Genomic DNA, 25,653 nt, shown 5'->3' on the forward strand with positions numbered 1-25,653 from the left:
GACGCAGCCCTGCGTCGGGCAGCCAGGTCTTGCGGCCTGTGGACGACGGGCCCTGGCGGCGCCCCGGACCGGCGGCTGTGGTCGGCCCTGCCGTCGGGTAGACTTGCCGCTGCGACCGGCGCGTTCGCCGTGCCCGGCCCGGGGTGATCACCTCGGCCGAGGACGGAGCCGGTCGACTTCGCGCGTCACGTCCTCGCCCATCCTCCCGGCTCGGCCGGTCCGGGCGGGGCCGCGTCCGGCGTCGGTCCTGCCCGCACCTGCTCGAACGGTGCGTCGCAGGCGTCGGCACGGGTGGCGCCAGGGGTGCGACCACCAGGGTCGTCACCGACAACCGCACCGCGGTCCGTCCTCCGGGAGGGGCCGCCAGAAGCGTGCGCGCACCGGGTGGATCCCGGGCCGCACGGCGAAAGGACGTGTCATGGCCGTCGTGACCATGCGCCAGCTCCTCGAGAGCGGTGTCCACTTCGGGCACCAGACCCGCCGTTGGAACCCGAAGATGAAGCGTTTCATCTTCACCGAGCGCAACGGCATCTACATCGTCGACCTCCAGCAGTCGCTGTCGTACATCGACCGCGCGTACGAGTTCGTCAAGGAGACCGTCGCGCACGGCGGCTCCATCCTGTTCGTCGGCACCAAGAAGCAGGCCCAGGAGCCCGTGGCCGAGCAGGCCGCGCGCGTCGGCATGCCCTACGTGAACCACCGCTGGCTCGGCGGCATGCTCACCAACTTCACCACGGTGCACAAGCGTCTCCAGCGCCTCAAGGAGCTCGAGGAGATCGACTTCGACGACGTCGCGGGCTCTGGCCTGACCAAGAAGGAGCTCCTCGTCCTGCGTCGCGAGAAGGACAAGCTCGCCCGCACGCTCGGCGGCATCCGCGACATGGCGAAGGTCCCCTCCGCCGTGTGGATCGTCGACACGAACAAGGAGCACCTCGCGGTCGACGAGGCGCGCAAGCTCAACATCCCGATCGTCGCGATCCTCGACACCAACTGCGACCCCGACGTCGTGGACTACAAGATCCCCGGCAACGACGACGCCATCCGCTCCGTCACGCTGCTCACCCGCGTGATCGCGGACGCCGCCGCCGAGGGCCTGCTCCAGCGCCACTCCGGTCGCTCGGGCGCCGAGGCCGAGGCGGGCGCCGAGGCCGAGCCGCTCGCCGAGTGGGAGCGTGAGCTCCTCGCCGGTGCCGAGAAGCAGCTCGAGGCCGACGAGACCGCCGCCGAGGCGAACGTCGAGGCCGCCGCGGCCGAGGGCGTGGCCGAGGCTGCTGCCGAGGTCGCCGCCGAGGAGCCGGGCGACGCCACCGCCGAGGTCGTCGAGGAGGCCGCCGCCGAGGCTGCCGTCGTCGCCGACGCCGAGGCCGTGGTCGCCGACGCCGAGGCCGACGAGACCAAGTGACGTCCCGGGGTGCGCGGCGGGCGACCGCCGCGCACCCCGTGCCGTCCCACCGGCGCACACCGGGCACCGCCACGGTGCCCCCTGCACGTACCCGTGACGAAGAACCCGTGACGAACCACGAGTGAGGAACCACCATGGCGAACTACACCGCCGCTGACATCAAGGCCCTGCGCGAGCGCACCGGCGCCGGCATGCTCGACGTCAAGAAGGCTCTCGACGAGGCGGACGGCGACGCGGAGAAGGCGCTCGAGATCATCCGCGTCAAGGGTCTGAAGGGCGTCGCCAAGCGCGAGGGCCGCTCGACCTCCGAGGGCCTCATCGCCGTCGACATCCGCGACACCGAGGGTGGCCAGGTCGCGACGCTCATCGAGCTCAACTCCGAGACGGACTTCGTCGCGAAGAACGACACGTTCATCTCTCTCGCGGACCGCGTCCTCAAGGCTGCGGCCGACGCCGGTGCGCGCGACGCCGACGCGGCGCTCGCCGCCGACGCGGACGGCGAGACCGTCCAGCAGGTCATCGACAACCAGGCCGCCACGCTCGGCGAGAAGATCGTCCTGCGCCGCGTGACCCGCGTCGCGGGCGAGCGCGTCACCGCGTACCTGCACCGCACCGCGCGCGACCTGCCGCCGTCGATCGGCGTCGTCGTCGCCACGGACGCCGCGGGCGAGACCGTCGCGAAGGACGTCGCGCAGCACGTCGCCGCGATGTCCCCGACGTACCTGTCGCGCGACGAGGTCCCGGCCGAGACGGTCGAGAACGAGCGCCGCATCGCCGAGGAGACCTCGCGCAACGAGGGCAAGCCCGAGGCCGCGCTGCCGAAGATCATCGAGGGTCGCCTGAACGGCTTCTTCAAGGACGTCGTCCTCGTCGACCAGCCGCTCGCGAAGGACCCCAAGAAGACGGTCGGCCAGGTCGTCTCCGAGGCCGGCGGCACCATCACCGAGTTCGTGCGGTACCGCGTCGGCGCCTGACGCCCCCGTCGGCCCGGTCCCGTCGCCCGCGAGGCGGTGGGACCGGGCCGACCGCGCACCCGGCCCCGGGCGCGCGACGACCGGCGTCGTGCCGCACCATCGGGTGGGACGACGGCGGAGCAGGACCACCCCGCCCCACCGGGCCAGGACGAAGGACAGGTGTCGACAGTGACGGCAGGCGAGCAGACCACGCCCCGCGAGGGGACCGAGCACCGGCGGGTGCTCCTCAAGCTGTCGGGCGAGACGTTCGGCGGCGGGCAGATCGGTCTGGCGCCCGACGTCGTCCAGCGCGTCGCCCGGGAGATCGCGGACGCGGTCGCCCAGGGCGTGCAGGTCGCCATCGTCGTCGGCGGTGGGAACTTCTTCCGCGGCGCCGAGCTCTCGCAGCGCGGTCTGGACCGCGCGCGTGCCGACTACATGGGCATGCTCGGCACCGTGATGAACTGCCTCGCCCTCCAGGACTTCCTCGAGCAGGCGGGGGTGAAGACGCGCGTGCAGACCGCCATCACCATGGGCCAGGTCGCCGAGCCGTACATCCCGCTGCGGGCCATCCGCCACCTCGAGAAGGGCCGCGTCGTCATCTTCGGCGCCGGCGCCGGCATGCCCTACTTCTCCACCGACACGGTCTCCGTGCAGCGCGCCCTCGAGACGCACTGCCAGGAGGTCCTCATGGGCAAGAACGGCGTGGACGGCGTCTACACGGCCGACCCGCGCAAGGACCCGTCGGCGACGAAGCTCGACCACCTCACCTACACCGACGCGCTCGTCAACGACCTCGGCGTCATGGACGCGACGGCGCTGAGCCTGTGCCGCGACAACGACGTGCGCATGCGCGTCTTCGGCATGGGCGAGCCGGGGAACGTCACCCGTGCCCTGGTCGGCGAGAATATTGGCACACTGGTCACGACCGACTGACATCGGTGCGCCGACGCCGGAGACCCCGGCCGCGACCGCACGGACCGACCCACGACGAACGACGAAGGAGCACTGGTGATCGACGAGACCCTCCTCGAGGCCGAGGAGAAGATGGACAAGGCCGTCGAGGTGGCCAAGGAGGACTTCGCCGCGATCCGCACGGGCCGTGCGAACGCCGCGATGTTCAACAAGATCACGGTCGACTACTACGGTGCGCCGACGCCGTTGCAGCAGCTCGCGTCGTTCACGGTGACCGAGGCTCGCACGATCCTCGTCTCGCCGTTCGACAAGAGCTCGATCACGGCGGTCGAGAAGTCGCTGCGCGACTCCGACCTCGGCGTGAACCCGTCCAACGACGGCAACGTCATCCGCGTCGTGCTGCCCGCCCTCACGGAGGAGCGTCGCCGTGACTTCGTGAAGCTCGCGAAGTCGAAGGCCGAGGACTCGCGCGTCGCGATCCGCAACGTGCGTCGTCGCGCCAAGGAGGAGCTGGACCGCATCGCGCGCGACGGCGAGGCCGGCGAGGACGAGGTCGGGCGCGCCGAGAAGGAGCTCGAGTCCCTCACCAAGGCGCACGTGGACCAGGTCGACGTGCTGCTCGCGGGCAAGGAGAGCGAGCTGCTCGAGGTCTGAGCACCTCGTCCGGCGAGCTCCTCCACGCACCGATGACCGACACCTCCTCGACGGCCGCCGGCGACAGCACCTCCGTGGCGCGCGCCCCGAAGGCGGGCCGCAACCTCCCCGTGGCGATCGCGGTGGGCCTCGGCCTGCTCGCGCTCGTCGCGGCGAGCCTCGCCTTCCGGCCCGAGTTCTTCGTGCTGCTCGCGACCGTGGCGGTCGGCGCCGCGCTGTGGGAGCTCGCCCAGGCGTTCAAGCGCCGCGAGCTGCACCTCCCGCTCCTCCCGCTCCTCGTGGGCACGGTGGGCATCCTCGTGTCCTCGTTCTACTCGGGCCCGGAGGCGCTGCTCGTCTCCTTCATGCTCACGGTCGCGGGCGCCGTCGTGTGGCGGGTCATCGACGGGTCGGGGACCGCGGCGGTGCGCGACGCCGCGGCGGCGACGTTCGCGGCGGCGTACCTGCCGTTCATGGCGGGGTTCGTCATGCTCATGCTCGCGGCGCCCGACGGACGCGTCCGGGTCCTGATCTTCATCCTGCTCGCCGTCGCGAACGACGTCGGCGGGTACGTCGCGGGCGTCCTGTTCGGGCGCCACCCGTTGGCTCCCTCGGTGAGCCCCAAGAAGTCCTGGGAGGGACTGGCGGGCTCGTTCGTGCTCGCGACGGCGGTCGGTGTGGTCGGAGCCGTGGTGGGCCTCGGAGCGAGCCCCCTCCTGGGCGTCGCGCTGGGTGTCCTCGCCCCGCTCACCGCCACGATCGGCGACCTCGCCGAGTCGATGATCAAGCGCGACCTAGAATTGAAGGACATGGGGTCGCTCCTGCCCGGTCACGGAGGCATCCTGGACCGGCTCGACTCCATGCTCCTCACCGCCCCGTTCGTGTACGTGCTCCTCGCGCTCGCCGTCTGACAGCCGTCCGACGACCCGCTCGCACCGCGGTGCGAACCGTCCGCACGACCCCCCACGCTTGGACCTCCTCATGACCGTCCGTTCCGTCCGCCCGTCCGCGGAGTCGAAGCCGCTCCCGCTCGTCATGACCGCGCCCCGGCGCGGCAAGCCGCCGCGCCACTTCGCCGACCTCGCACCCGAGGAGGTGCGCGACGTCGTCGTCGAGCTGGGGGAGAAGCCGTTCCGGGCCAAGCAGCTCGCGACGCACTACTACGCGCACCTCACGCGCGACCCCGAGGCGATGACGGACCTGCCGAAGGCGACGCGCGACGTGCTCACGGACGCGCTGTTCCCGCCGCTGCTCACCGCGGCGCGCCGCATGGAGGCCGACGGCGGGACGACCGTCAAGACGCTCTGGCACCTCTTCGACGGTGCCAAGGTCGAGTCGGTCCTCATGCGCTACCCGCAGCGCTCGACGCTGTGCGTGTCGAGCCAGGCGGGCTGCGGCATGGCGTGCCCGTTCTGCGCGACCGGGCAGCTCGGCCTCACGCGCAACCTCTCCGTCGCCGAGATCGTCGAGCAGGTGCGGTCCGCGGCGCGCTCGCTCGCGGACGGGGAGATCCCCGGCGGCGCGACCCGGCTCAACAACCTCGTGTTCATGGGCATGGGTGAGCCGCTCGCCAACTACAAGGCCGTCATGGGCACCGTGCGCCGCCTCGTCGCGCCGGCCCCGGACGGTCTCGGCATGTCGGCGCGCAACATCACGGTCTCGACGGTCGGGCTCGTCCCGGCGATGCGCAAGCTCGCCGACGAGGGGATCCCGGTGACGCTCGCGCTGTCGCTGCACGCTCCCGACGACGACCTGCGCAGCGAGCTCGTGCCGATCAACACGCGGTGGAGCGTCGACGAGACGCTCGACGCGGCACGGCACTACTTCGAGGTCACGGGCCGGCGCGTGAGCATCGAGTACGCGCTCATCAAGGACATGAACGACCACGCGTGGCGCGCCGACCTGCTCGGCGAGAAGCTCAACGCGCGCGGCCGCGGCTGGGTGCACGTCAACCCGATCCCGCTCAACCCGACGCCCGGCTCGATCTGGACGGCCAGCGACCCTGCCGTCGAGGCGGAGTTCGTGGCACGATTGCGCGGGCACGGGATCCCGACGACGATCCGTGACACCCGCGGCAGCGACATCGACGGCGCCTGCGGGCAGCTCGCTGCAGAGGAGGACGAGTGAGTTCGCTGTTCACCACGGTCGGCAAGACCCGGAACGGGTACGACCCCGAGGAGGTCGACGACTTCTTCGAGCACGCGCGCGACGTGTACGAGGGCCGGGTGTCGGACCGGCTGACCAGCACCGAGATCCAGGCGTCGGTCTTCGACCTGGTGCGGGGCGGGTACAACACCCACGAGGTCGACGCCGCGCTCGACCGGCTCGAGGGCGCGTTCATCGCGCGGCAGCGCGCCGAGTACGTCGCGGCGCACGGCCAGCAGGCCTGGATGAACGCGCTCGCGGAGCGTGCCCGCTCGCTCTACGGCCGCCTGGGCCGCCCGGACGGTGAGAAGTTCGCGCTGGCGGAGCGCGGCAAGCCCGCGTACGACGTCGACGACGTGGACGACCTGTGCGACCGGCTCGTCGCCTACTTCGACCGTCAGGTGCCGATCACCGCGGCGGAGATCCGTTCCGCGACGTTCGGCCGCGCGCGTGGTCGCGACGGGTACGCGGAGGGGCCGGTCGACGCGTTCTTCGCCCGCGCCATCGAGGTCCTGCTCGGCGTCGAGTGACGACGTCCCGCCCTCCCCGACGCGCGTGAGCCTCGATCCCCGGACCTCCTCGAACCCGTTGGTCCGGGGTGCGGCGTCGTGGCTGAGCGGCGTCAACGCCCGGCACCCCTGGAACCACAACGAGCACTTTCACGGCTGGGTCGTGCGGCGCGTGCCCCGCGACGCCCGGGTCGTGCTCGACGTGGGCTGCGGTGCGGGCGTCCTCCTCGGCAGGCTCCGGCGCCGGGCGGACGCGGTCCACGGGATCGACGCCGACGCCGGCATGGTCGCCCAGGCCCGCGCGCGGCACGCCGACGAACCCGCCGTCACCGTGCGGCTGCTGAGGTTCGACGACGTCCGCACGCCAGACCGCGTCCACGCGCACGACGCGTGCGGCCCACAGGCGCGGCCGGAGGGTCTGGACGGCCCCGAGGGCGGCGGCTACGACGCGGTGACGATGGTCGCGGTGCTGCACCATCTCGACCTCGACGAGGCGCTCCGGCACGCCCGTGGCCTGCTCGCCCCGGGCGGGCGCCTGCTCGTCGTCGGCCTCGCGCGCGTGGCGTCGGCACGCGACCTCGCGGTCGACGTCGCGTCCGCGTTCCTCAACCCGCTCGTGGGCCTCGTGAAGCACCCCCGCCGAGCCCGGCCCGGCGACACCGGTCCCGACGCTCCGGGCATGCCCGTGCGAGACCCGCGGCACTCCGTCGACGAGGTCGCGCGCACGGCCCGGGCGCACCTGCCCGGGGTGCGCGTGCGCCGTCGGCTCTTCTTCCGGTACACGCTCGAGTGGACCGCCCCGCGCTGACCGGGCCACGACCGGCACGGTGCCCGCGCACCGTCCGCGGCCTGGAAGGATGGGAGCCATGCTCGACAGTCCCGCACGCGCCCCCCGCACCGTGACGATCCTCGGCTCGACCGGGTCGATCGGCACGCAGGCGATCGACGTCGTCCGGGCCCACCCCGAGAGGTTCCGCGTCGAGGCGCTCTCGGCGGGCGGCGGCGACGTCGACCTGCTCGCGCGCCAGGCCGTGGAGCTCGGGGTGCGCGCGGTCGGGGTCGCGGACCAGAGCCGTGCGGCGGCGCTCGAGGTAGCGCTCGTGGGGGCCGTGTCCGGCCGCGGGGACGTCCCCGAGGTGCTCGCCGGACCCGACGCCGCGGCCGAGCTCGCCGGCCGGGGGAGCGACGTCGTCCTCAACGGCGTCACGGGCTCCGTCGGCCTCGGCCCGACGCTCGCCGCGCTGCGCGCGGGGTCCACGCTCGCGCTCGCGAACAAGGAGTCGCTCGTCGCCGGAGGCGCCCTGGTGCGCGCGGCGCAGCAGCACGCCGACCAGATCGTCCCCGTGGACTCCGAGCACTCGGCGATCGCGCAGTGCCTGCGCTCGGGGACGCGCGCCGAGGTGCGGCGCCTCATCCTCACCGCGTCGGGCGGGCCGTTCCGCGGCTGGGAGGCCGACGCGGTCAAGGCCGCGACGGTCGAGCAGGCGCTCGCGCACCCCACCTGGGCCATGGGGCCGGTCGTCACCGTGAACTCCGCGAGCCTCATGAACAAGGGCCTCGAGCTCATCGAGGCGCACCTGCTGTTCGACGTCCCGGCCGACGACATCACGGTCGTCGTGCACCCGCAGTCCGTGGTGCACTCGATGGTCGAGTTCGTCGACGGCTCCACGATCGCCCAGGCGTCGCCCCCGGACATGCGCCTGCCCATCGCGCTGGGCCTGTCGTGGCCCGACCGGCTCGACCCGGTGACCCCGCCGTGCGACTGGACGGCCGCGACGTCGTGGACGTTCGAGCCGCTCGACGACGCCGCGTTCCCGGCCGTGAACCTCGCGCGCGCGGCCGTCGCGGCGAGCGCGACGCACCCGGCCGTGTACAACGCGGCCAACGAGGAGGCCGTCGCGGCGTTCCTCAGCGGACGCGCAGGTTTCGGTGACATCGTGACGACGGTCGAGCGCGTGCTCGCTGCGCACGACGGAACCCCCGCGGACGCCGTGACGTTGGACCACGTGGCGGACGCAGAGGCCTGGGCCCGCGCCCGCGCGCACGAGATCCTGGACCGCCGGTGACGAGCAACCGTCCGGGCGCGTCGAGCGCCCGGACCGAGAAGGAGCAGAGGGAACGATGGCGACGCTGATCGGCATCCTCGTGATCGTGGTCGGGATCGTCGTCTCGATCGCGCTGCACGAGGTCGGGCACATGGTGCCCGCGAAGAGGTTCGGCGTCCGGGTGAGCCAGTACATGGTCGGGTTCGGCCCGACCCTGTGGTCGCGGACCAAGGGCGAGACCGAGTACGGGTTCAAGGCGATCCCGCTCGGCGGCTACGTCCGCCTCGTCGGCATGTACCCGCCCGCCCCCGCCGGCGCGCGGCCGCGGGGCAACGGCTTCTTCTCGCAGGTCGTCGCCGACGCGCGCGACGCGAGCACCGAGGAGATCCGCCCCGGCGAGGAGCACCGGGCCTTCTACAACCTCTCCGCGCCCAAGAAGGTCGTCGTCATGCTCGGCGGCCCGTTCATGAACCTCCTCATCGCGTTCGTGCTCATGGCGATCGTGTGCGTCGGCATCGGCCTGCCTGCCGTCACGACCACGGTCGGGTCCGTCTCCGCGTGCGTCCCGTCGGTCGTCGCGACCGAGCAGGAGGAGTGCGCCGCCACCGCCGACCCGTCGCCCGCGGCCGCCGCGGGCCTGGAGCCCGGCGACACGGTCGTGTCGTTCGACGGCGAGGAGGTCACCTCCTGGGACCAGCTCTCCGGGATGATCCGCGGCGCGGGCGGGCAGGCGACGCCCGTCGTCGTCGAGCGCGACGGCGAGCAGGTCGACCTCACCATCACCCCGGTCGACGTCGAGCGCCAGGTCGTCGCCGAGGACGGGACGCCCGTCGTCGACGACTCCGGAGACCCGGTGACCGAGCCCGCCGGGTTCGTCGGCTTCACCCCGACGGTCGAGCGGGAGCCCACCGGGATCGGCGTCGCCGCCGAGGCGACGTGGCAGCAGGTGTCCGGCACCGCGGGGATCATCGTGACCCTGCCCGTCAAGGTCTACGAGGCCGCCCAGGCAGCGTTCACCGACGCGCCGCGCGGCCAGGACTCCGTGATGAGCGTCGTCGGGGTCGGTCGCGTCGCGGTCGACGTCGCCGGGGCAGAGAGCCCGATCCTCGACCGCGTCGTGACGATGCTCCTGCTGCTCGCCGCGCTCAACGTCGCGCTGTTCGTCTTCAACCTCATCCCGCTCCTGCCGCTCGACGGCGGGCACGTCGTCAACGCCCTCTACGAGGGGGCCAAGCGCACGGTCGCCCGCGTGCGCGGCCGTCCGCGCCCCGGCCCGGCCGACCTCGCGCGCATGATGCCGGTCGCGTACGTCATGTTCGTCGTCCTCGTCGGCGTCGGCGCCCTGCTGATACTTGCCGACATCATCGACCCCGTCCGCCTCACGTAGTCCGCTGCGCCGCCCGCGAGGTAGAGCCTCCGGTCGCGACGCAGAACGCGGCGAGCTCTACCTCGTGACCGGACGTTCTACCTCGGCGCGAGTCAGCGGCGCGTGGAGGGGGCGCGAAGATGTGCTGGACCGAGCGGGAAGGTGACGACCCGGACAGGTCCGACGTGCGGCGTCGGACGGCCGACGGGGGATACTAGGGGCGTGAGCGTACCCATCAGTCTCGGAATGCCTGCCGCCCCGCCGCCGGTCCTCGCGCCGCGACGCAAGAGCCGCAAGATCAAGGTCGGCAAGGTGGACGTCGGCGGCGACGCCCCCATCAGCGTCCAGTCGATGACGACGACGCCGACGACGGACATCAACGCCACCCTCCAGCAGATCGCGGAGCTCACGGCGTCGGGCTGCGACATCGTGCGCGTCGCGGTGCCGAGCGCGGACGACGCGCTCGCGCTGCCGGCGATCGCCAAGAAGTCGCAGATCCCGGTGATCGCGGACATCCACTTCCAGCCCAAGTACGTGTTCGCCGCGATCGACGCGGGCTGCGCCGCGGTGCGCGTGAACCCGGGCAACATCCGCAAGTTCGACGACCAGGTCAAGGAGATCGCGAAGGCGGCGTCCGACGCGGGCGTGTCCCTGCGCATCGGCGTGAACGCAGGCTCCCTCGACCCGCGCCTGCTCGCGAAGTACGGCAAGGCGACGCCCGAGGCGCTGGTCGAGTCGGCCGTGTGGGAGGCGTCGCTGTTCGAGGAGCACGGCTTCCACGACTTCAAGATCTCCGTGAAGCACAACGACCCGGTCGTCATGGTGCGGGCGTACGAGCTGCTCGCGGAGGCGGGGGACTGGCCGCTGCACCTCGGCGTGACCGAGGCCGGCCCCGCGTTCCAGGGCACGATCAAGTCGGCCACGGCGTTCGGCGCGCTGCTGAGCAAGGGCATCGGCGACACGATCCGCGTCTCGCTGTCCGCGCCCCCGGTCGAGGAGGTCAAGGTCGGCAACCAGATCCTCCAGGCGCTCAACCTGCGCCCCCGCAAGCTCGAGATCGTCTCCTGCCCGTCGTGCGGCCGCGCCCAGGTGGACGTGTACACGCTCGCGGAGAAGGTCACGGCCGGGCTCGAGGGCATGGAGGTGCCCCTGCGCGTCGCCGTCATGGGCTGCGTCGTCAACGGCCCGGGCGAGGCGCGCGAGGCGGACCTCGGCGTCGCGTCGGGCAACGGCAAGGGACAGATCTTCGTCAAGGGCGAGGTCGTCAAGACGGTGCCGGAGTCGCTGATCGTGGAGACGCTCATCGAGGAGGCGCTGCGCATCGCGGAGACCATGACGCCGGAGAACGACGCGCAGGCCGGCCCGCCGGTCGTCACGGTCGGCTGACGCCCTCGTGAGCCGCTGGCGCCCGTCCGTCCCGGCCCTGCGGCCCCGGGCGCGGGGCGAGGCCGGGCACGGCGGGCGCCCTCGGGCGCGCGTGCTCGTCGACGCGGACGTCCCGGAGGCGCTGGCGGTGTGCGCGGGCGACCCGGTCGCGTCGACGCTCGCTGCCGCGCGGCTCGCGGTCGCGCAGCACGCGGGCCTGCACGCAGCGGGCGGCCAGGCCTGGGGGTTCCCCGCCGCCGGGCCGCTCGAGGCGGTGTGCTGGGCGGGGGCGAACCTCGTCCCGGTGGTGCCCGCGTCGCTCGACGCGTCGCGCGCGCGGGCGGCGGTCACGGCGTTCGCCGAGCTCGCGCGGCACGCGGGGCGACGGTCGTCGTCGGTCGTCGGCGAGCGCGACGCCGTCCTCGCGCTGTGGGAGCTGCTCGCGCCGCACTGGCCGTCGCCGCGCGAGATCCGGGCGAACCAGCCCTCGCTCGCGATCGACCGCGAGCCCGACGTCGCGCCCGACCCCGGCGTGCGGCGCTCCGTCCCCGCCGAGGTCCCGGTCGTCCTGCCGGCGTGCGTGCGCATGTTCACCGAGGAGGTGGGCTACTCACCGGTCGAGGGCGGCGGGCGGGCGTACGAGGAGCGCGTGCGGTCGCTCGTGCTCGCCGGCCGGTCGTTCGTCCGGCTCGCGGGCGGCGACGGCGCGCCGCACGTCGTCTTCAAGGCCGAGCTCGGCGCGGTGACGCCGCTCGTCGCCCAGGTGCAGGGCGTGTGGGTCGACCCGCGGTACCGCGGACAGGGCCTGGCCGCGCCGGGGATGGCCGCCGTCGTGCACCTCGCCCGCCAGGGCGCCCCGGCCGAGGCCGCCCGCCGCGCCGGGCCGCCCGTCGTCTCGCTGTACGTCAACGACTACAACACCCGCGCCCTAGCGACGTACCGCCGCGTCGGGTTCGAGCAGGTCGGCACGTACGCCACCGTCCTCTTCTGACGACCCGCCCTCTTCTGACGACCCGCGATCGGTCCGCTACTTGAGCAGGCGCGACATCCGGCGGTCGGCGAGCACCTGCCCGCCCGTCTGGCACGTCGCGCAGTACTGCAGGCTGCGGTCGGCGAAGCTCACCTCCCGCACGGTGTCCCCGCACACGGGGCACGGCAGCCCGGTGCGCCCGTGCACGCGCATCCCCGCGCGCTTGGCATCCTTGAGCTCCGCAGCGGGCTTGCCCGACGACGCCGCGACGGCCTCGGCGAGCACCTCTCCGACGGCGGCGTGCACCCGGGCGACCTCGTCCGGCGTGAACGAGCGCGTGAGCTTGAACGGGCTCGTGCGCGCCGCGTGGAGGATGTCGTCGGAGTAGGCGTTCCCGATCCCGGCGATCGACGACTGGTCGCGCAGCAGGCCCTTGACCTGCTGGTTGCGTGCCGCCATGAGCGCGCCCAGCGCCTCGGGCGTGAAGCCGGGGTCGAGCGGCTCGATCCCGAGCGTCTCGATCGCGCGGACCTCCTCCGGGTGCCGGACGACGTGGACCGCGAGCCGCTTGCGCGTCCCGGCCTCGGTCAGGTCGAACCCCGAGCCGTCGTCCAGGCGTACGCGCAGGGCGAGCACCGCCGCCTTCCCTCCGCCGCTGCCGCCGAGCCGGGGACGGACGGGGGTCGTCGGCGCCTTCTCGGACCAGCGCAGCCACCCCGCCCGGGCGAGGTGGAAGACGAGGTGGACCTCGTCGTCGGGCCCGGGCGCGGGCGGTCCGCCGACGGGCTGCGCGAGGACGAGGTCGAGCCACTTGCCGTGCCGGCGCGCGCCGGTCACGACGCGGCCGACGAGGGCGCCGACGGGCGGGTCGAACGTCTTGAGCGCGGCGATCTGGGCGACGTCGGCGGCCACGACGGTGCGGCCGGTCGCGCGGTCGTCGAGGAACCGGACCAGGGCCTCGACCTCGGGCAGCTCGGGCATGGGGACATCCTCCCCGCCGGTAGGGTGGGGCGCATGTCTTCCGTCACGTCCGGCGCGCCCGCCGCGGCCTCCACCCGCGTCCGGGGCGCCGACCTCCTGCGCCTGTCCACCCTGTTCGTCCGGACGCTGCGCGAGGACCCGGCCGACGCCGAGGTCGCGAGCCACAAGCTCCTCGTGCGAGCGGGCTACATCCGCCGTGCCGCCCCCGGCATCTACACCTGGCTCCCGCTCGGGCTGCGCGTGCTGCGCAAGGTCGAGGACGTGGTCCGCGAGGAGATGGCCGCGGCGGGCGCGCAGGAGGTGCACTTCCCGGCGCTGCTGCCCAAGGAGCCGTACGAGGCGACGGGTCGCTGGACGGAGTACGGGCCCAACATCTTCCGGCTCAAGGACCGCAAGGAGGGTGACTACCTCCTCGCGCCGACGCACGAGGAGATGTTCACGCTCCTCGTCAAGGACCTGTACTCGTCGTACAAGGACCTGCCGCTGACGATCTACCAGATCCAGACCAAGTACCGCGACGAGGCGCGTCCGCGCGCGGGCCTCATCCGCGGCCGCGAGTTCGTCATGAAGGACGCCTACTCGTTCGACACCACGGACGAGGGCCTCGAGCGCTCCTACGAGGCGCAGCGCGCGGCGTACCGACGCATCTTCGACCGGCTCGGGCTCGAGTACGTCATCGTGGCCGCGACGTCGGGCGCCATGGGCGGCTCGCGCTCCGAGGAGTTCCTGACCCCCACGCCGATCGGCGAGGACACGTTCGTCCGCTCGCCCGGCGGGTACGCGGCGAACGTCGAGGCGGTCGTCACGCCCGTCCCCGAGGACGTCGACTACGCCGACGCGCCCGCGGCGCACGTCGAGGACACCCCGGACACCCCGACGATCGACTCGCTCGTCGCCTTCTCCAACGCGCGCTTCCCGCGCCCCGACCGTGCGTGGACCGCGGCGGACACGCTGAAGAACGTCGTGCTCGCCCTCACGCACCCCGACGGCCGCCGCGAGGTCGTCGTCGTCGGGCTGCCCGGCGACCGCGAGGTCGACCTCAAGCGCGTCGGCGCGGCGTTCGAGCCCGCCGAGGTCGAGCCGGCGACGGACGCGGACTTCGCCGCGCACCCCGAGCTCGTCAAGGGCTACATCGGACCGCAGGCGCTCGGCCCGAACGTCCGCCGCGACGTGCCCGCCGACGTCGCCGAGGGCGAGGTGCCCGAGCGGCACTCCGTGCGCTACCTCCTCGACCCGCGCGTCGTCGCGGGCACGCGCTGGATCACCGGCGCGAACGAGCCGGGCCGGCACGTGTTCGACCTCGTCGCCGAGCGCGACTTCTCGGCCGACGGCACGGTCGAGGCCGCCGAGGTGCGCGCGGGCGACCTCGCGCCCGACGGCTCGGGCCCGCTCGAGCTGGCCCGCGGCATCGAGATCGGCCACATCTTCGCGCTCGGCCGCAAGTACGCCCAGGCGCTCGGTCTCACCGTGCTCGACGAGAACGGCAAGCAGGTCGTCGTGACCATGGGGTCGTACGGCATCGGCGTGACGCGCGTCCTCGCGGCGCTCGCGGAGGCCAACCACGACGACGCCGGGCTGGCGTGGCCCGCGCACGTCGCGCCCGCGCACGTCCACGTCCTCGCGACGGGCAAGGACGCGAGCGTGTTCGACGAGGCCGAGCGCCTCGCGACCGAGCTCGCCGACCGGGGCATCGAGGTCGTCTACGACGACCGCCCCAAGGTCTCGCCCGGCGTGAAGTTCAAGGACGCCGAGCTCCTCGGCGTGCCGCTGCTCCTCGTCGTGGGCCGCGGCCTCGCCGACGGCGTCGTCGAGGTCCGCCCGCGTGCGGGCGAGGCGGTCCCGGTCGCGGTCGCGGACGCCGTCGAGCACGTCGCCACGCAGGTCGCCGAGCTCCTCGGCTGACACGCCGCCGTGGCGGAGCGCCCCCGGTCCGTGTCCACGGGCCGGGGGCGCCTCGTCGTCAGGGCGGACTTCGCGGGGAGAGGGGACGGTCGTGCGCGGGCCGGAGCAGGGGCCGCGGGCCGAGCCCGTCGGCGGGGATGGGGCGGCTCAGCCGGCCGACCGCTCGGGGAGGCCGGGGAAGGCGACGGGGGCCTCGCCCCACGCGACCGCGCTCGCCCACGAGTCGACGAGGAGGGCGACCGCCTCCGCCCGCGACGTGGGCGCGGCGGTGGCGACGAGGCTCGCGTACGTCTGCGCGAGGCCCGACTCGACCTGGCGCGCGAGGGCGGCGACGTCCGCGTCGTCCGGCAGCACGTAGGCGACCCGACGGGGGTCCTGGGCGGTGCCGTCCGTCCCGGCCGCGAGGGCCCAGGCCTGGCCGCGGGCCCGGTGCTCGGCCGCGCGCGCGACCGCCGCCGTCCGTGCGTCGTCCTCGGACTGCGCGGCGCGCACCTCGTACGCGTACCCCGCGGCGTCCTCCGTCTCGACGAGCGTCGCGAGGTCCGCGGCGCCGATCCCGGCCGGCGCCTCCTCGACGGGCGGGGCCGTCGTCACGAGCGCGTCGGCCGAAGCGGACCCGGTCAGCGCGGCGAGGCGCTGTGCCGAGACGTGCTCCGAGGCGGCGACGGACGCGAGGAGCCGGGCGAGCCCGGCGTCCGTCGCCGCGTCGGCCGAGGCGCCCGTGCGCTGCGCGGCCTCGACGAGCGCGACGACGACGTCGTCGGTCGTGGCGGCGCCGTCACCGGGCCCGTCCGCCGTGCCGTCCTCCTCCGCGCGGTCCTCCTCGGTGCCGGCTGCGTCGTCGGCCGGCTCGTCGGTGTCGTCCGCCGGGGCGGTCGACGTCGGGTCGCCGGCCGGGAGGTCGAGGTCGTCCAGGCCGGAGTCGTAGACCCCGCCGAGGGCGTCCGCGTGCTGCTCGGCGAACGCGGCGGCCTCCTCGAGCGCCGCGAGCGTGGCCGGGTCGGTCACCCCCGGCGTGACGTCCGCCACGAGGTCGGCGACCGCGAGGGCGTCGTCCACAGCGCCGGCGCGCAGGACCTCGACGGCGTCCGGCGAGGGCTCGGTGGGGGGCGGGGTCTCCAGCCGGACGCCGCACCCGGCCGCCAGGACGCCGGTCACGAGCGCCGTCACCGCCGCGAGCACCCGCCCGCCGGGCCGGGGCGTCCGGCGCGGGCGGGTACGGGGCGCGGCGGGCACCGCGGTCGCGTGGGGACTCATCGGGGGCGATGATGTCACGTCCGGGGCCCGTGAGTCGTTAGGCTGGTCCCCGGTCGAACGTCCCGACGAGCGGATCGTCGGGAGATCCCGAGACAACAACACACCGGTCGTCTTCCGTACCCGGCGTGGGACACGGACAGGAGCTGAGTCATGGCAGGGCAGGCGGGCGGTCAGCCCGGCAAGGCACCCGGAGGCGACGCGGCCACGCACGCGCTCCGCGAGAGCGTGCGCGAGGCCATCGAGCCGGTGGTCGTGGACGCGGGTCTCCACCTCGAGGACGTCACGGTGTCGGGCGCCGGTGCCCGGTCCGTGGTGCGCGTCGTGCTCGACCTCCCCGACGACGTCGAGGGGAACCTCGACCTCGACACGGTGGCGGAGGCGACGCGCCCGATCTCCACTGCGCTCGACGCGGTGGACCCGCTCCACGGTGCGTACACGCTCGAGGTCTCGACGCCCGGCACCGACCGACCGCTCACCGAGCCCCGCCACTTCCGGCGCGCCCGCGGTCGTCTGGTGCGCCTCCAGCTCGCCGACGGCGGCACGGTCGAGGGGCGCCTGCGGGCCGGGTCCGAGGTCGACCCCGGCCTCGTCCTGGACGTGCCCGGCACGCGCGGGGCCGTGACGGAGCGCGTCGTGCCGCTGGCCGACGTGGTCCGTGGGCAGGTGCAGGTGGAGCTCAAGCGCGCCCTCGAGGCGGACCTGCCCGAGCTCGACGAGACCGACGGCTCGACCGACGAGACGCCCGCCCGCGACGAGGAGGCCTGACGATGGACGTGGACATGAGCGCGCTGCGCCTGCTGGAGCGCGAGAGGGACATCAGCCTCGACGTCCTGGTCGCCGCGATCGAGCAGGCCCTGCTCTCGGCGTACCACCGCACCCCGGACGCGTACACGCGCGCCCGGGTCGAGCTCGACCGCAAGACCGGGCACGTCACGGTGTGGGCGCGCGAGGAGCTGCCCGCTCCCGAGACCGACGACGAGGACGCCCCGCGCGGCCCGGTCGAGTACGGCCCGGAGTTCGACCACACGCCCGCCGACTTCGGCCGGATCGCGACGTCGACCGCGCGCCAGGTCATCGTCCAGCGCCTGCGCGACGCGGAGGACGACCAGATCCTCGGCACGTTCCGCGGCAAGGAGGGCGAGGTCCTCGCGGGCGTCATCCAGCAGGGACGCGACCCGCGCGTCGTCCTGGTCGACGTCGGTGGCACGGAGGCCGTCCTCCCGCCGCACGAGCAGGTGCCGACGGAGGAGTACGTGCACGGCGAGCGCCTGCGCGCCTACGTGCTCGAGGTCGCCCGGGGAATGAAGGGCGCGCAGATCACGTTGAGCCGGACGCACCCGAACCTCGTGCGCAAGCTGTTCGAGCTCGAGGTGCCCGAGGTCGCGGACGGCTCGGTGGAGATCACCGCGATCGCGCGCGAGGCGGGGCACCGCACCAAGGTCGCCGTGCGGTCCCGGGTCCCGGGCCTCGGGGCCAAGGGCGCGTGCATCGGCCCGATGGGCTCGCGCGTGCGCGCCGTCATGGCGGAGCTGCACGGCGAGAAGATCGACATCGTCGACCACAGCGACGACCCGGCGCAGTTCGTCGCGAACGCGCTGTCGCCGGCTCGTGTGTCGTCCGTCACGGTCGTCGACGAGGCGGCCCGGGCCGCGCGCGTCGTCGTCCCCGACTTCCAGCTCTCGCTCGCGATCGGCAAGGAGGGGCAGAACGCCCGCCTGGCCGCGAAGCTGACGGGGTGGCGCATCGACATCCGCTCGGACGAGGGCGGCACCCCCGCGGAGGGGTCCGACCGCGACGCCACCGCAGGTCCCCGCACCGGAGACCGGTAGTCGTCGGGCGTGGGACGGTCACGGATGACGGGACGGCGCGGTAGACTGTCCTCGACCGGGCCGCGCGCCCGCACCTCGACCATGCCCCCGGACACCACGACCCGCCCCGTCGACACGGGCTCGGGTCCTGTCCGCACGTGCGTCGGATGCCGGGAGCGCGACCTGCGGTCAGCTCTCCTCCGTCTGGTCCTCGACCGGTCCGGCGCGAGCACCGACGAGCCCCGGCTCGTGGTGGACGCCGGGCGGTCGCTGCCGGGTCGCGGTGCGTGGCTCCACGCGTCGACCCGGTGCCTCGAGACGGCGGAACGCCGGCGGGCAGTCCCGCGGGCCCTGCGCGTCGCCGGGCCCCTCGACCTCGCCGCGGTCCGCACCGCGATCGAGGCGCCACCGGGAGAGCAGGTCTGAGCCATGCGTCACGGCCCCTCCCGGGGGCCGCACTGCACGACACGTCGACAAGGAAGCGGGTTAGAAGCCGATGGGCACCCGATGAGTACCCAGCGATGAGCACCCAGCACTAACGACGGTCCTCCCTGTCCGGGGCGGGCCGAGACAGGAGAGTTGTGGCAAAGGTCCGCGTCTACGAGCTCGCGAAGGAGCTCGGGGTGGAGAGCAAGACCATCATGACCAAGCTGACGGAGCTCGGTGAGTTCGTCCGCTCGGCATCCTCGACCATCGAGCCACCGGTGGTCCGTAAGCTGCGCGACGCCTTCCCCGCCGGGGGCGGCGGCGCGAGCAAGCCCGCGGCGGCACCCGCCCCCGCGCGTCCGGCCGCCCCCAAGCCGGCCCCGAAGCCCGAGGTGAAGGCCGCTCCGGCCGCACCCCAGGCGGAGGCGCCCGCGCCCCAGCCGGCGGCACCCGCCCCGGCGAAGGCCGAGCCCGCGAAGGGGCCCCAGGCTCCGACGCCGGCCGCGCCGGCACCGAAGGCACCGGCGCCCCAGGCCCCCGCGGCCGAGCGCCCCGCGCCGGCCCAGAAGCCCACCGCCACGCCCAAGCCGGGTGGCGGCACCAACGCGCCGGCTCCCCGTCCGGGTGGCTCGGGCGCTCGCCCCGGCGCCCCGCGCCCGGGCAACAACCCGTTCGCCACCAGCCAGGGCATGCCCCGGCAGGGTGGCGGACCGCGTCCGGGGGCCCCGCGCCCGGGCAACAACCCGTTCGCGTCGAGCCAGGGCATGCCCCGGCCCGGCTCGCGTCCCGAGCGCACCGAGGGTGCCGCGGCGGCGTCCGGCGAGCGTCCGGGCGGCCCCCGCCCGGGTGGCCCGCGTCCCGCTCCGCGCCCCGGCGGCCCGCGCCCGAACCCGGGCATGATGCCCGGTCGCACCTCGATCGGTCGCCCCGGCGAGCGTCCCGCTCCCGGTGGTCGTCCCGGTGGTGGCGGCGGCGGTCGTGGCGGCGGTGGCGGCTTCGCCGGTCGCCCCGGCGGCGGCGGCGCTCCCGGTGGTGGCGGCGGCTTCGCCGGTCGCCCCGGTGGCGGCGGCCGTGGCGGCGCGGGTCGTGGGTCCACGCAGGGCGCCTTCGGGCGCGCCGGCGGACGTCCGGTCCGTGGGCGCAAGTCGAAGCGCGCGAAGCGCCAGGAGTTCGAGCAGATGCAGGCGCCGTCGCTCGGCGGCGTGCAGGTTCCCCGCGGCAACGGCAAGACCGTCGTCCGCCTGCGTCACGGCTCGTCGCTCAACGACTTCGCCGACAAGATCGACGCGAACCCCGCGAGCCTCGTCACGGTGCTGTTCCACCTCGGTGAGATGGCGACCGCGACCCAGTCGCTCGACGAGGACACGTTCGGCACGCTCGCGGCCGAGCTCGGCTACGTCATCGAGATGGTCTCGGCCGAGGAGGAGGACCGCGAGCTGCTCGGGTCCTTCGACATCGACCTGGACGCGGAGCTCGAGGCCGAGGGCGACGACGAGCTGGCGGCCCGTCCGCCGGTCGTCACCGTCATGGGTCACGTCGACCACGGAAAGACCAAGCTTCTCGACGCGATCCGCCAGACGGACGTCGTCGCGGGCGAGGCCGGCGGCATCACCCAGCACATCGGTGCGTACCAGGTGCGTCACGAGCACGAGGGCACCGAGCGTGCCATCACCTTCATCGACACCCCGGGTCACGAGGCGTTCACCGCCATGCGTGCCCGCGGTGCGCAGGTGACGGACATCGCGATCCTCGTCGTGGCCGCGGACGACGGCGTGATGCCGCAGACCATCGAGGCGCTGAACCACGCCCAGGCGGCGAACGTCCCGATCGTCGTCGCGGTGAACAAGGTGGACAAGGAGGGGGCCAACCCCGCCAAGATCCGCCAGCAGCTCACCGAGTACAACCTGGTGGCCGAGGAGTACGGCGGCGACACCATGTTCGTCGACGTGTCGGCCAAGCAGAACATGGGCATCGACGACCTCCTCGAGGCCGTCCTGCTCACGGCCGACGCCTCGCTGGACCTGCGCGCGAACCCGGACAAGGACGCGCGCGGTGTCGCCATCGAGGCGAACCTCGACAAGGGCCGCGGCGCCGTCGCGACCGTCCTGGTCCAGTCCGGCACGCTGCGCGTCGGCGACGCGATCGTCGCCGGCACGGCCCACGGCCGCGTCCGCGCGATGTTCGACGAGCACGGCAACGCCGTGACCGAGGCGGGCCCCGCCCGTCCTGTCCTAGTGCTGGGTCTCGCGTCCGTGCCGAGCGCGGGTGACACGTTCCTCGTGGCGCCCGACGAGCGCACGGCACGCCAGATCGCCGAGAAGCGCGAGGCCGCCGAGCGCGCCGCCCTCCTGGCCAAGCGCCGCAAGCGCATCAGCCTCGAGGACTTCACGCAGGCGCTCCAGCAGGGCAAGGTCGAGACCCTCAACCTCGTCCTCAAGGGCGACGTGTCGGGCGCCGTCGAGGCGCTCGAGGACGCGCTGCTCAAGATCGACGTGGGCGACGAGGTCGAGCTGCGCGTCATCCACCGCGGTGTCGGTGCGATCACGCAGAACGACGTCAACCTCGCGACGGTCGACAACGCGATCATCATCGGCTTCAACGTGAAGTACGGCGAGCGCGTCGAGGACCTGGCCGAGCGCGAGGGCGTCGACGTCCGCTTCTACTCGATCATCTACCAGGCGATCGAGGACGTGGAGGCCGCGCTCAAGGGCATGCTCAAGCCGGAGTACGAGGAGGCCCAGCTGGGCACCGCGGAGATTCGCGAGATCTTCCGCTCCTCGAAGTTCGGCAACATCGCCGGTTCGATCGTCCGTTCGGGCGAGATCCGCCGCAACGCCAAGGCGCGTGTCCTGCGCGACGGCAAGATCGTCGGGGACAACCTCACGGTCGAGTCGCTCAAGCGGTTCAAGGACGACGCGACCGAGGTCCGCGAGGGCTTCGAGTGCGGTATCGGACTGGGTTCGTTCAACGACCTCCAGGTCGGCGACACGATCGAGACGTTCGAGATGCGGGAGAAGCCGCGTTCCTGACGCTCGTCACGCCCGGGGGCGGTCACGGTTCGTGGCCGCCCCCGGGCGTTCGTCTCCCGTCCCGCCCGGCCGACGGGGACCGTTCGGCGTACGGTCGTCGGGACCGTAGCCGGAACGCTCGGCACGAAAGGAAGAAGTCATGGTCGATCACCCTCGGGCGAGGAAGCTCGCCGACCGCATCAAGGAGATCGTCGCGCAGATGCTCGACACGCGGATCAAGGATCCGCGCCTCGGGTTCGTCACGGTGACGGACGTGCGCGTCACCGGTGACCTGCAGAACGCGTCCGTGTTCTACACCGTGTACGGCACCGACGAGGAGCGGGCCGGGACGGCCGCGGCGCTGGAGAGCGCGAAGGGCCTCATCCGGTCCGAGGTCGGCAAGCAGACGGGGATCCGTCTGACGCCGACGATCGAGTTCCACCTCGACTCCGTCCCCGAGACGGCCGCGCACCTCGACGCCGCGCTCGTCGAGGCGCGCCGTCGCGACGCGGAGCTCGCGGCCCTGCGCGAAGGCAAGGCCTTCGCCGGGGACGCGGACCCGTACCGCACGGCCGAGGAGGAGGGGGAGTCGGCCGAGCGCTGACCTCCGCACCGCGCCGAGGGCCGGTGGCGACACGCGACGCGTGCCGCCACCGGCCCTCGGTCGTTCCACGGGCGGGCCGGGCGAGAAGGGTCCTCGCCCGGTGGGCGTGGTCAGCGGCCCGTGCCCCGGGGGAGGAAGAGCGCGGCCGCGGTGGCGACCGCGAGCACGGCGGCACCGACGGCGAGGGCCGGTACGAGCCCGGTCGCGAAGGCGGCCGGTGTGAGCGCCCCGCCCGCGGCGAGGAAGACGGCGGTCAGCACCGCGACCCCGAGCGCGACGCCGATCTCCCGCAGCGTCGCGTTGACGCTGCTCGCCGTCGCGTGGTCGGCGTCCGCGACCCCGGCGAGCACCGCCGTCGCGACGGGCGCGAAGGTGAGACCCATGCCGACGCCGGCGAGCACGAACGCCGGCACGAGCGCGCCGTAGACGGTCGGGTCCGCGTCCACGAGGGAGGCCATCCAGCCGAGCGCGACGGTCTGGAGGGCGAGGCCGGTGACGACGAGGGGGCGCACGCCGACGCGGGATGCGAGCGCACCCGCGAGGGGCGCGACGACCATGGGCGCGGCCGTCCACGGCAGGGTCCGGACGCCCGCCTCGAGAGGGGGGAGTAGCCCTGGCCCACCTGGAGGAACTGCGTGAGCAGGAAGACCGCGCCGAACATCCCGACGGCGAACGCGAGGCTCGCGACGTTGGCCGCGCTGAAGCTCCGCGAGCGGAACAGGCGCAGCGGGACGAGCGGGTGCGCGGTGCGGGCTTCCCGGACGACGAAGAGCACGAGCAGGGCGGTCGCCGCGGCGAGGGTCGCGATCGTCGCCGCCGACCCCCACCCGCGCCGCTCGGCGTCGACGATGCCCCACACGGCGAGCAGCACGCCGCCGCCCGCGAGGAGCAGCCCCGGGACGTCGAACGGCTGCCGGCGCCCGAACGACTCGCGCAGCGCCGCGAGGACGAGCGGCACGGCGACGAGGGCGACCGGGACGTTGAGCCAGAAGATCGCCTGCCAGCTCAGGCCCTCGACGACGGCGCCGCCGACGAGCGGTCCGAGCGCGATGCCGAGGCCGGAGACGCCGCCCCACACGCCGATCGCGAGCGCGCGCCGCGCGGCCGGGACGGCGCCGACGAGCAGCGTGAGCGACAGCGGGAAGATCGCCGCGGCGCCGGCGCCCTGGACGGCGCGGGCCGCGACGAGCGCGCCGGGGGTGTCCGCGAGGGCGGCGGCCGCCGACGCGAGCGTGAAGAGCGCGATCCCGCCGACGAACACCCGGCGGCGACCGAGGCGGTCGCCGAGCGCGGCCGCGGGCAGCATGAGCGTCGCGAACGCGAGCGTGTAGGCGTTGACGAACCACTGGAGCTGCTCGACGGTCGGCCGGAGCGCCTCCGAGATCACGGGGAGCGCCCCGGTGACGACGAGGTTGTCGAGCGTCGCCATGAACATGGGCAGCGACGCGGCGACGAGCGCGAGGGCGACGGGGCGCGCACGCCGTGCCGTGGGCTCTGGGGAGGGGCGGGGCGCCCGTGCGGTCGGCGGGCGGCGCTCCGGCGCGTCTGCGACGGTCGTGCGCGCGAGGCGCGCGCTTTCGGGCAGGTCGTCGAGCAGCGCGTCGGTCGACGCGGGGGCCGACGGTTCGGTCGAGGGGAGTGTCATGGTCGAGCCTCCGAGGCGGGAGTAAGCATTGATTGATTACTTCCTGAGTGACGCTAGTAATCGACTGATAACCTGTCAACCATGAGTTCCGACGCACCGGTCCGGCGCATGACGCGCGACGAGCGCCGCGAGCAGATCCTCGACGCCGCCACCGCGGTGTTCGCCGAGGGCGGCTACGCGGGCACCAGCACGGACCAGGTCGCGCGGGCCGCGAACGTGTCCCAGCCCTACGTCGTGCGGCTCTTCGGGACCAAGGAGGAGCTGTTCCGCGAGGTGTTCGACCGTGTCGCGAGCGAGATCGTCGCGCGGTTCGAGGCCGTCCCGCCCGGCCCGGACGCCAAGGCCGCGATGGGCGAGGCGTACACGCGGCTCATCGCCGACCCGGACCAGCTCCGCGTCCTCATGCACGGGTTCGTGCTCGGCGCCGACCCGGTGCTCGGCACCCGGGCGCGCGCGGTGCTGGCGCAGGCGTTCGACCTCTACCGCACGCGTGCCGGGGCGAGCGACGAGGAGGCGCGCGACTTCGTGGCGCGCGGGATGCTGCTCAACACGCTGTTCGCCGTCGAGGCCCCGTCGCACGCCGACGACGACCCGGCGCTCGCGGTGCTCGTCCGGTGCACGGTCGACCCGTCGGACGCACCGGGTCGGGCGTCGACGGGGGCGGCCCGATGACCGCCGCACGCACCGAGCGTCCGCGCGACCAGGCGCCCCGCCGCCCGACGGCGCCCGACGGCCTGGTCGTCGTCGACAAGCCGGGCGGCTGGACGAGCCACGACGTGGTCGGTCGCGGACGGCGGCTCGCGGGCACGCGCAAGGTCGGCCACGCCGGCACGCTCGACCCCATGGCGACGGGCGTGCTCGTGCTCGGGGTCGGCCGGGCCACGAAGCTCCTCACGTACGTCGTCGGCGCGGACAAGGACTACCACGCGACGATCCGGCTCGGCGCGAGCACGACGACCGACGACGCCGAGGGCGAGGTCGTCGCGACCGCGGACGCGTCCGGCGTCGGGCGCGCCGACCTCGACCGCGCGATCGCCGACCTCACGGGCGAGATCCTCCAGGTGCCGAGCACGGTGAGCGCGATCAAGGTCGACGGGAAGCGCGCCTACGCCCGCGCCCGCGCGGGCGAGGACGTCGCGCTCGCGGCGCGCCCCGTCGTCGTCTCGCGGTTCGAGGTCCTCGACGTGCGCCCGGTGGGGGCGGGGGAGACGCCCGACGGCGCGCCTCCCGCCCTGGACGTGGACGTCGCCGTGACCGTGTCGTCGGGCACGTACGTGCGCGCGCTCGCGCGCGACCTCGGCGCGGCGCTCGGCGTCGGCGGGCACCTCACGGCCCTGCGGCGCACGCGCGTCGGCGGGTACGGGCTCGACGTCGCCTCGACGCTCGAAGAGCTCGAGGCGCAGGCCGACCGCGACGGCGTCCTCGCGACGCTGCCGCTCGCCGAGGCCGCGCGCGCGACGTTCCCCGTGCGCGAGCTCACGGCGCAGGAGGCCACGGCGCTGTCGTACGGGCAGTGGATCCCCGGGACCGGGTCGCCCGGGACCACGGCGGCGATCTCCCCGGCCGGCGAGCTCGTCGCCCTCGTCGAGGACACGCGCCGCGGCGGCGCCGACCTCGCGAGGCCCGTGCTCGTCCTGGCGCCCGCCTGACGTCCTCGGTTCGGCGTCGGGGCCGGGGCGTGGCAGTCTTGTCCAGCGGCGCCGACGACTCCCTGCCGGC

The 25,653-nt window shown here is 74.1% G+C and carries 24 protein-coding genes; 20 read left to right on the plus strand and 4 right to left on the minus strand.

The window, feature by feature from the left end; genetic code table 11:
• Nucleotides 1-418: 418 nt before the first annotated feature.
• The 12 genes from rpsB to FB00_RS09495 all read left to right on the plus strand — a co-directional run bounded on the left by rpsB (nucleotide 419) and on the right by FB00_RS09495 (nucleotide 12,324).
• The gene (rpsB, locus tag FB00_RS09440; RefSeq protein WP_047232656.1) at nucleotides 419-1,402 is read left to right on the plus strand and encodes a 30S ribosomal protein S2; all 984 of its coding nucleotides are present in this window, start codon (nucleotides 419-421) and stop codon (nucleotides 1,400-1,402) included.
• 134 nt (nucleotides 1,403-1,536) lie between these two features.
• On the plus strand, nucleotides 1,537-2,376 hold the full coding sequence (gene tsf, locus FB00_RS09445) for a translation elongation factor Ts (protein ID WP_047232657.1): 840 nt from the start codon (nucleotides 1,537-1,539) through the stop codon (nucleotides 2,374-2,376).
• Between the two features lie 159 nt (nucleotides 2,377-2,535).
• The gene (pyrH, locus tag FB00_RS09450) at nucleotides 2,536-3,291 is read left to right on the plus strand and encodes a UMP kinase (RefSeq protein WP_047232658.1); all 756 of its coding nucleotides are present in this window, start codon (nucleotides 2,536-2,538) and stop codon (nucleotides 3,289-3,291) included.
• Nucleotides 3,292-3,366: 75 nt separating this feature from the next.
• Nucleotides 3,367-3,924 (plus strand): ribosome recycling factor, encoded by a 558-nt coding sequence (gene frr, locus FB00_RS09455; RefSeq protein ID WP_047232659.1) that lies wholly within the window; start codon nucleotides 3,367-3,369, stop codon nucleotides 3,922-3,924.
• Between the two features lie 32 nt (nucleotides 3,925-3,956).
• Nucleotides 3,957-4,814 (plus strand): phosphatidate cytidylyltransferase, encoded by an 858-nt coding sequence (locus FB00_RS09460; protein ID WP_047232660.1) that lies wholly within the window; start codon nucleotides 3,957-3,959, stop codon nucleotides 4,812-4,814.
• Nucleotides 4,815-4,938: 124 nt separating this feature from the next.
• Nucleotides 4,939-6,030 carry a 23S rRNA (adenine(2503)-C(2))-methyltransferase RlmN gene (rlmN, locus tag FB00_RS09465; RefSeq protein WP_047232700.1) on the plus strand — a complete coding sequence of 364 codons (1,092 nt, stop codon included), beginning with the start codon at nucleotides 4,939-4,941 and terminating at the stop codon, nucleotides 6,028-6,030.
• Nucleotides 6,027-6,578, plus strand: a complete 552-nt coding sequence (locus tag FB00_RS09470) for a DivIVA domain-containing protein (protein ID WP_047232661.1) — start codon at nucleotides 6,027-6,029, stop codon at nucleotides 6,576-6,578. The genes rlmN and FB00_RS09470 overlap by 4 nt, the downstream gene beginning before the upstream one ends.
• A 25-nt stretch (nucleotides 6,579-6,603) precedes the next feature.
• Nucleotides 6,604-7,365 carry a class I SAM-dependent methyltransferase gene (locus FB00_RS09475; protein WP_197088787.1) on the plus strand — a complete coding sequence of 254 codons (762 nt, stop codon included), beginning with the start codon at nucleotides 6,604-6,606 and terminating at the stop codon, nucleotides 7,363-7,365.
• Between the two features lie 58 nt (nucleotides 7,366-7,423).
• Nucleotides 7,424-8,623 carry a 1-deoxy-D-xylulose-5-phosphate reductoisomerase gene (dxr, locus tag FB00_RS09480; RefSeq protein WP_047232662.1) on the plus strand — a complete coding sequence of 400 codons (1,200 nt, stop codon included), beginning with the start codon at nucleotides 7,424-7,426 and terminating at the stop codon, nucleotides 8,621-8,623.
• Between the two features lie 55 nt (nucleotides 8,624-8,678).
• A complete protein-coding gene (locus FB00_RS09485) occupies nucleotides 8,679-9,989 on the plus strand; it encodes a M50 family metallopeptidase (RefSeq protein WP_047232663.1) in 1,311 nt (436 codons plus the stop codon).
• Between the two features lie 225 nt (nucleotides 9,990-10,214).
• Complete coding sequence (ispG, locus tag FB00_RS09490) at nucleotides 10,215-11,354, plus strand: flavodoxin-dependent (E)-4-hydroxy-3-methylbut-2-enyl-diphosphate synthase (protein WP_021482273.1); 1,140 nt, start codon at nucleotides 10,215-10,217, stop codon at nucleotides 11,352-11,354.
• 7 nt (nucleotides 11,355-11,361) lie between these two features.
• Complete coding sequence (locus FB00_RS09495; protein WP_082141166.1) at nucleotides 11,362-12,324, plus strand: DUF4081 domain-containing GNAT family N-acetyltransferase; 963 nt, start codon at nucleotides 11,362-11,364, stop codon at nucleotides 12,322-12,324.
• A 36-nt stretch (nucleotides 12,325-12,360) separates the two neighbouring features.
• On the opposite strand, the gene FB00_RS09500 is transcribed toward FB00_RS09495, so the two are convergent.
• Nucleotides 12,361-13,284, minus strand: coding sequence for an Fpg/Nei family DNA glycosylase (locus FB00_RS09500; protein ID WP_047232664.1), 924 nt, complete (start codon nucleotides 13,282-13,284; stop codon nucleotides 12,361-12,363).
• 33 nt (nucleotides 13,285-13,317) lie between these two features.
• Between FB00_RS09500 and FB00_RS09505 the strand changes: the two genes are divergently transcribed.
• Complete coding sequence (locus tag FB00_RS09505; RefSeq protein ID WP_047232703.1) at nucleotides 13,318-15,186, plus strand: proline--tRNA ligase; 1,869 nt, start codon at nucleotides 13,318-13,320, stop codon at nucleotides 15,184-15,186.
• Nucleotides 15,187-15,333: 147 nt separating this feature from the next.
• Here the strand turns inward: FB00_RS09505 and FB00_RS09510 are convergent, their stop codons facing one another.
• A complete protein-coding gene (locus tag FB00_RS09510; RefSeq protein WP_082141167.1) occupies nucleotides 15,334-16,443 on the minus strand; it encodes a DUF4439 domain-containing protein in 1,110 nt (369 codons plus the stop codon).
• 150 nt (nucleotides 16,444-16,593) lie between these two features.
• On the opposite strand from FB00_RS09510, the gene rimP reads away from it, so the two are divergent.
• The 5 genes from rimP (at nucleotide 16,594) to rbfA (ending at nucleotide 22,289) form a co-directional block, all read left to right on the plus strand.
• Nucleotides 16,594-17,208: a ribosome maturation factor RimP gene (gene rimP / locus FB00_RS09515; RefSeq protein WP_082141168.1), complete on the plus strand. Its 615-nt coding sequence runs from the start codon at nucleotides 16,594-16,596 to the stop codon at nucleotides 17,206-17,208.
• A gap of 2 nt (nucleotides 17,209-17,210) precedes the next feature.
• Nucleotides 17,211-18,272, plus strand: coding sequence for a transcription termination factor NusA (gene nusA, locus FB00_RS09520; RefSeq protein WP_047232666.1), 1,062 nt, complete (start codon nucleotides 17,211-17,213; stop codon nucleotides 18,270-18,272).
• A gap of 81 nt (nucleotides 18,273-18,353) precedes the next feature.
• Nucleotides 18,354-18,677 carry a YlxR family protein gene (locus tag FB00_RS09525; RefSeq protein ID WP_047232667.1) on the plus strand — a complete coding sequence of 108 codons (324 nt, stop codon included), beginning with the start codon at nucleotides 18,354-18,356 and terminating at the stop codon, nucleotides 18,675-18,677.
• Nucleotides 18,678-18,832: 155 nt separating this feature from the next.
• Nucleotides 18,833-21,706, plus strand: coding sequence for a translation initiation factor IF-2 (infB, locus tag FB00_RS09530; protein WP_047232668.1), 2,874 nt, complete (start codon nucleotides 18,833-18,835; stop codon nucleotides 21,704-21,706).
• Nucleotides 21,707-21,845: 139 nt separating this feature from the next.
• Nucleotides 21,846-22,289, plus strand: coding sequence for a 30S ribosome-binding factor RbfA (rbfA, locus tag FB00_RS09535; protein ID WP_047232669.1), 444 nt, complete (start codon nucleotides 21,846-21,848; stop codon nucleotides 22,287-22,289).
• Between the two features lie 110 nt (nucleotides 22,290-22,399).
• On the opposite strand, the gene FB00_RS23090 is transcribed toward rbfA, so the two are convergent.
• Nucleotides 22,400-22,549, minus strand: coding sequence for a hypothetical protein (locus tag FB00_RS23090; protein ID WP_331386739.1), 150 nt, complete (start codon nucleotides 22,547-22,549; stop codon nucleotides 22,400-22,402).
• On the minus strand, nucleotides 22,543-23,934 hold the full coding sequence (locus tag FB00_RS09540) for an MFS transporter (protein WP_331386740.1): 1,392 nt from the start codon (nucleotides 23,932-23,934) through the stop codon (nucleotides 22,543-22,545). The genes FB00_RS23090 and FB00_RS09540 overlap by 7 nt, the downstream gene beginning before the upstream one ends.
• A gap of 81 nt (nucleotides 23,935-24,015) precedes the next feature.
• Between FB00_RS09540 and FB00_RS09545 the strand changes: the two genes are divergently transcribed.
• Nucleotides 24,016-24,606, plus strand: a complete 591-nt coding sequence (locus FB00_RS09545; protein ID WP_047232670.1) for a TetR/AcrR family transcriptional regulator — start codon at nucleotides 24,016-24,018, stop codon at nucleotides 24,604-24,606.
• Nucleotides 24,603-25,583, plus strand: a complete 981-nt coding sequence (truB, locus tag FB00_RS09550) for a tRNA pseudouridine(55) synthase TruB (RefSeq protein WP_047232705.1) — start codon at nucleotides 24,603-24,605, stop codon at nucleotides 25,581-25,583. Before FB00_RS09545 ends, truB begins: the two co-directional genes overlap by 4 nt.
• The last annotated feature ends 70 nt before the right edge of the window (nucleotides 25,584-25,653 follow it).

This window comes from Cellulosimicrobium funkei, assembly GCF_001019615.1.
Taxonomy (GTDB): domain Bacteria; phylum Actinomycetota; class Actinomycetes; order Actinomycetales; family Cellulomonadaceae; genus Cellulosimicrobium; species Cellulosimicrobium cellulans_E.

What these genes read in the sequence shown, in the direction of transcription:
- rpsB (WP_047232656.1), top strand. Translation starts at nt 419, where the DNA reads ATGGCCGTCGTGACCATGCGCCAGCTCCTCGAGAGCGGTGTCCACTTC.
- tsf (WP_047232657.1), top strand. Translation starts at nt 1,537, where the DNA reads ATGGCGAACTACACCGCCGCTGACATCAAGGCCCTGCGCGAGCGCACC.
- FB00_RS09460 (WP_047232660.1), top strand. Translation starts at nt 3,957, where the DNA reads ATGACCGACACCTCCTCGACGGCCGCCGGCGACAGCACCTCCGTGGCG.
- rlmN (WP_047232700.1), top strand. Translation starts at nt 4,939, where the DNA reads ATGACCGCGCCCCGGCGCGGCAAGCCGCCGCGCCACTTCGCCGACCTC.
- dxr (WP_047232662.1), top strand. Translation starts at nt 7,424, where the DNA reads ATGCTCGACAGTCCCGCACGCGCCCCCCGCACCGTGACGATCCTCGGC.
- FB00_RS09485 (WP_047232663.1), top strand. Translation starts at nt 8,679, where the DNA reads ATGGCGACGCTGATCGGCATCCTCGTGATCGTGGTCGGGATCGTCGTC.
- ispG (WP_021482273.1), top strand. Translation starts at nt 10,215, where the DNA reads ATGCCTGCCGCCCCGCCGCCGGTCCTCGCGCCGCGACGCAAGAGCCGC.
- FB00_RS09500 (WP_047232664.1), bottom strand. Translation starts at nt 13,284, where the DNA reads ATGCCCGAGCTGCCCGAGGTCGAGGCCCTGGTCCGGTTCCTCGACGAC.
- FB00_RS09505 (WP_047232703.1), top strand. Translation starts at nt 13,318, where the DNA reads ATGTCTTCCGTCACGTCCGGCGCGCCCGCCGCGGCCTCCACCCGCGTC.
- FB00_RS09510 (WP_082141167.1), bottom strand. Translation starts at nt 16,443, where the DNA reads ATGAGTCCCCACGCGACCGCGGTGCCCGCCGCGCCCCGTACCCGCCCG.
- rimP (WP_082141168.1), top strand. Translation starts at nt 16,594, where the DNA reads ATGGCAGGGCAGGCGGGCGGTCAGCCCGGCAAGGCACCCGGAGGCGAC.
- nusA (WP_047232666.1), top strand. Translation starts at nt 17,211, where the DNA reads ATGGACGTGGACATGAGCGCGCTGCGCCTGCTGGAGCGCGAGAGGGAC.
- FB00_RS09525 (WP_047232667.1), top strand. Translation starts at nt 18,354, where the DNA reads ATGCCCCCGGACACCACGACCCGCCCCGTCGACACGGGCTCGGGTCCT.
- rbfA (WP_047232669.1), top strand. Translation starts at nt 21,846, where the DNA reads ATGGTCGATCACCCTCGGGCGAGGAAGCTCGCCGACCGCATCAAGGAG.
- FB00_RS09540 (WP_331386740.1), bottom strand. Translation starts at nt 23,934, where the DNA reads ATGACACTCCCCTCGACCGAACCGTCGGCCCCCGCGTCGACCGACGCG.
- FB00_RS09545 (WP_047232670.1), top strand. Translation starts at nt 24,016, where the DNA reads ATGAGTTCCGACGCACCGGTCCGGCGCATGACGCGCGACGAGCGCCGC.
- truB (WP_047232705.1), top strand. Translation starts at nt 24,603, where the DNA reads ATGACCGCCGCACGCACCGAGCGTCCGCGCGACCAGGCGCCCCGCCGC.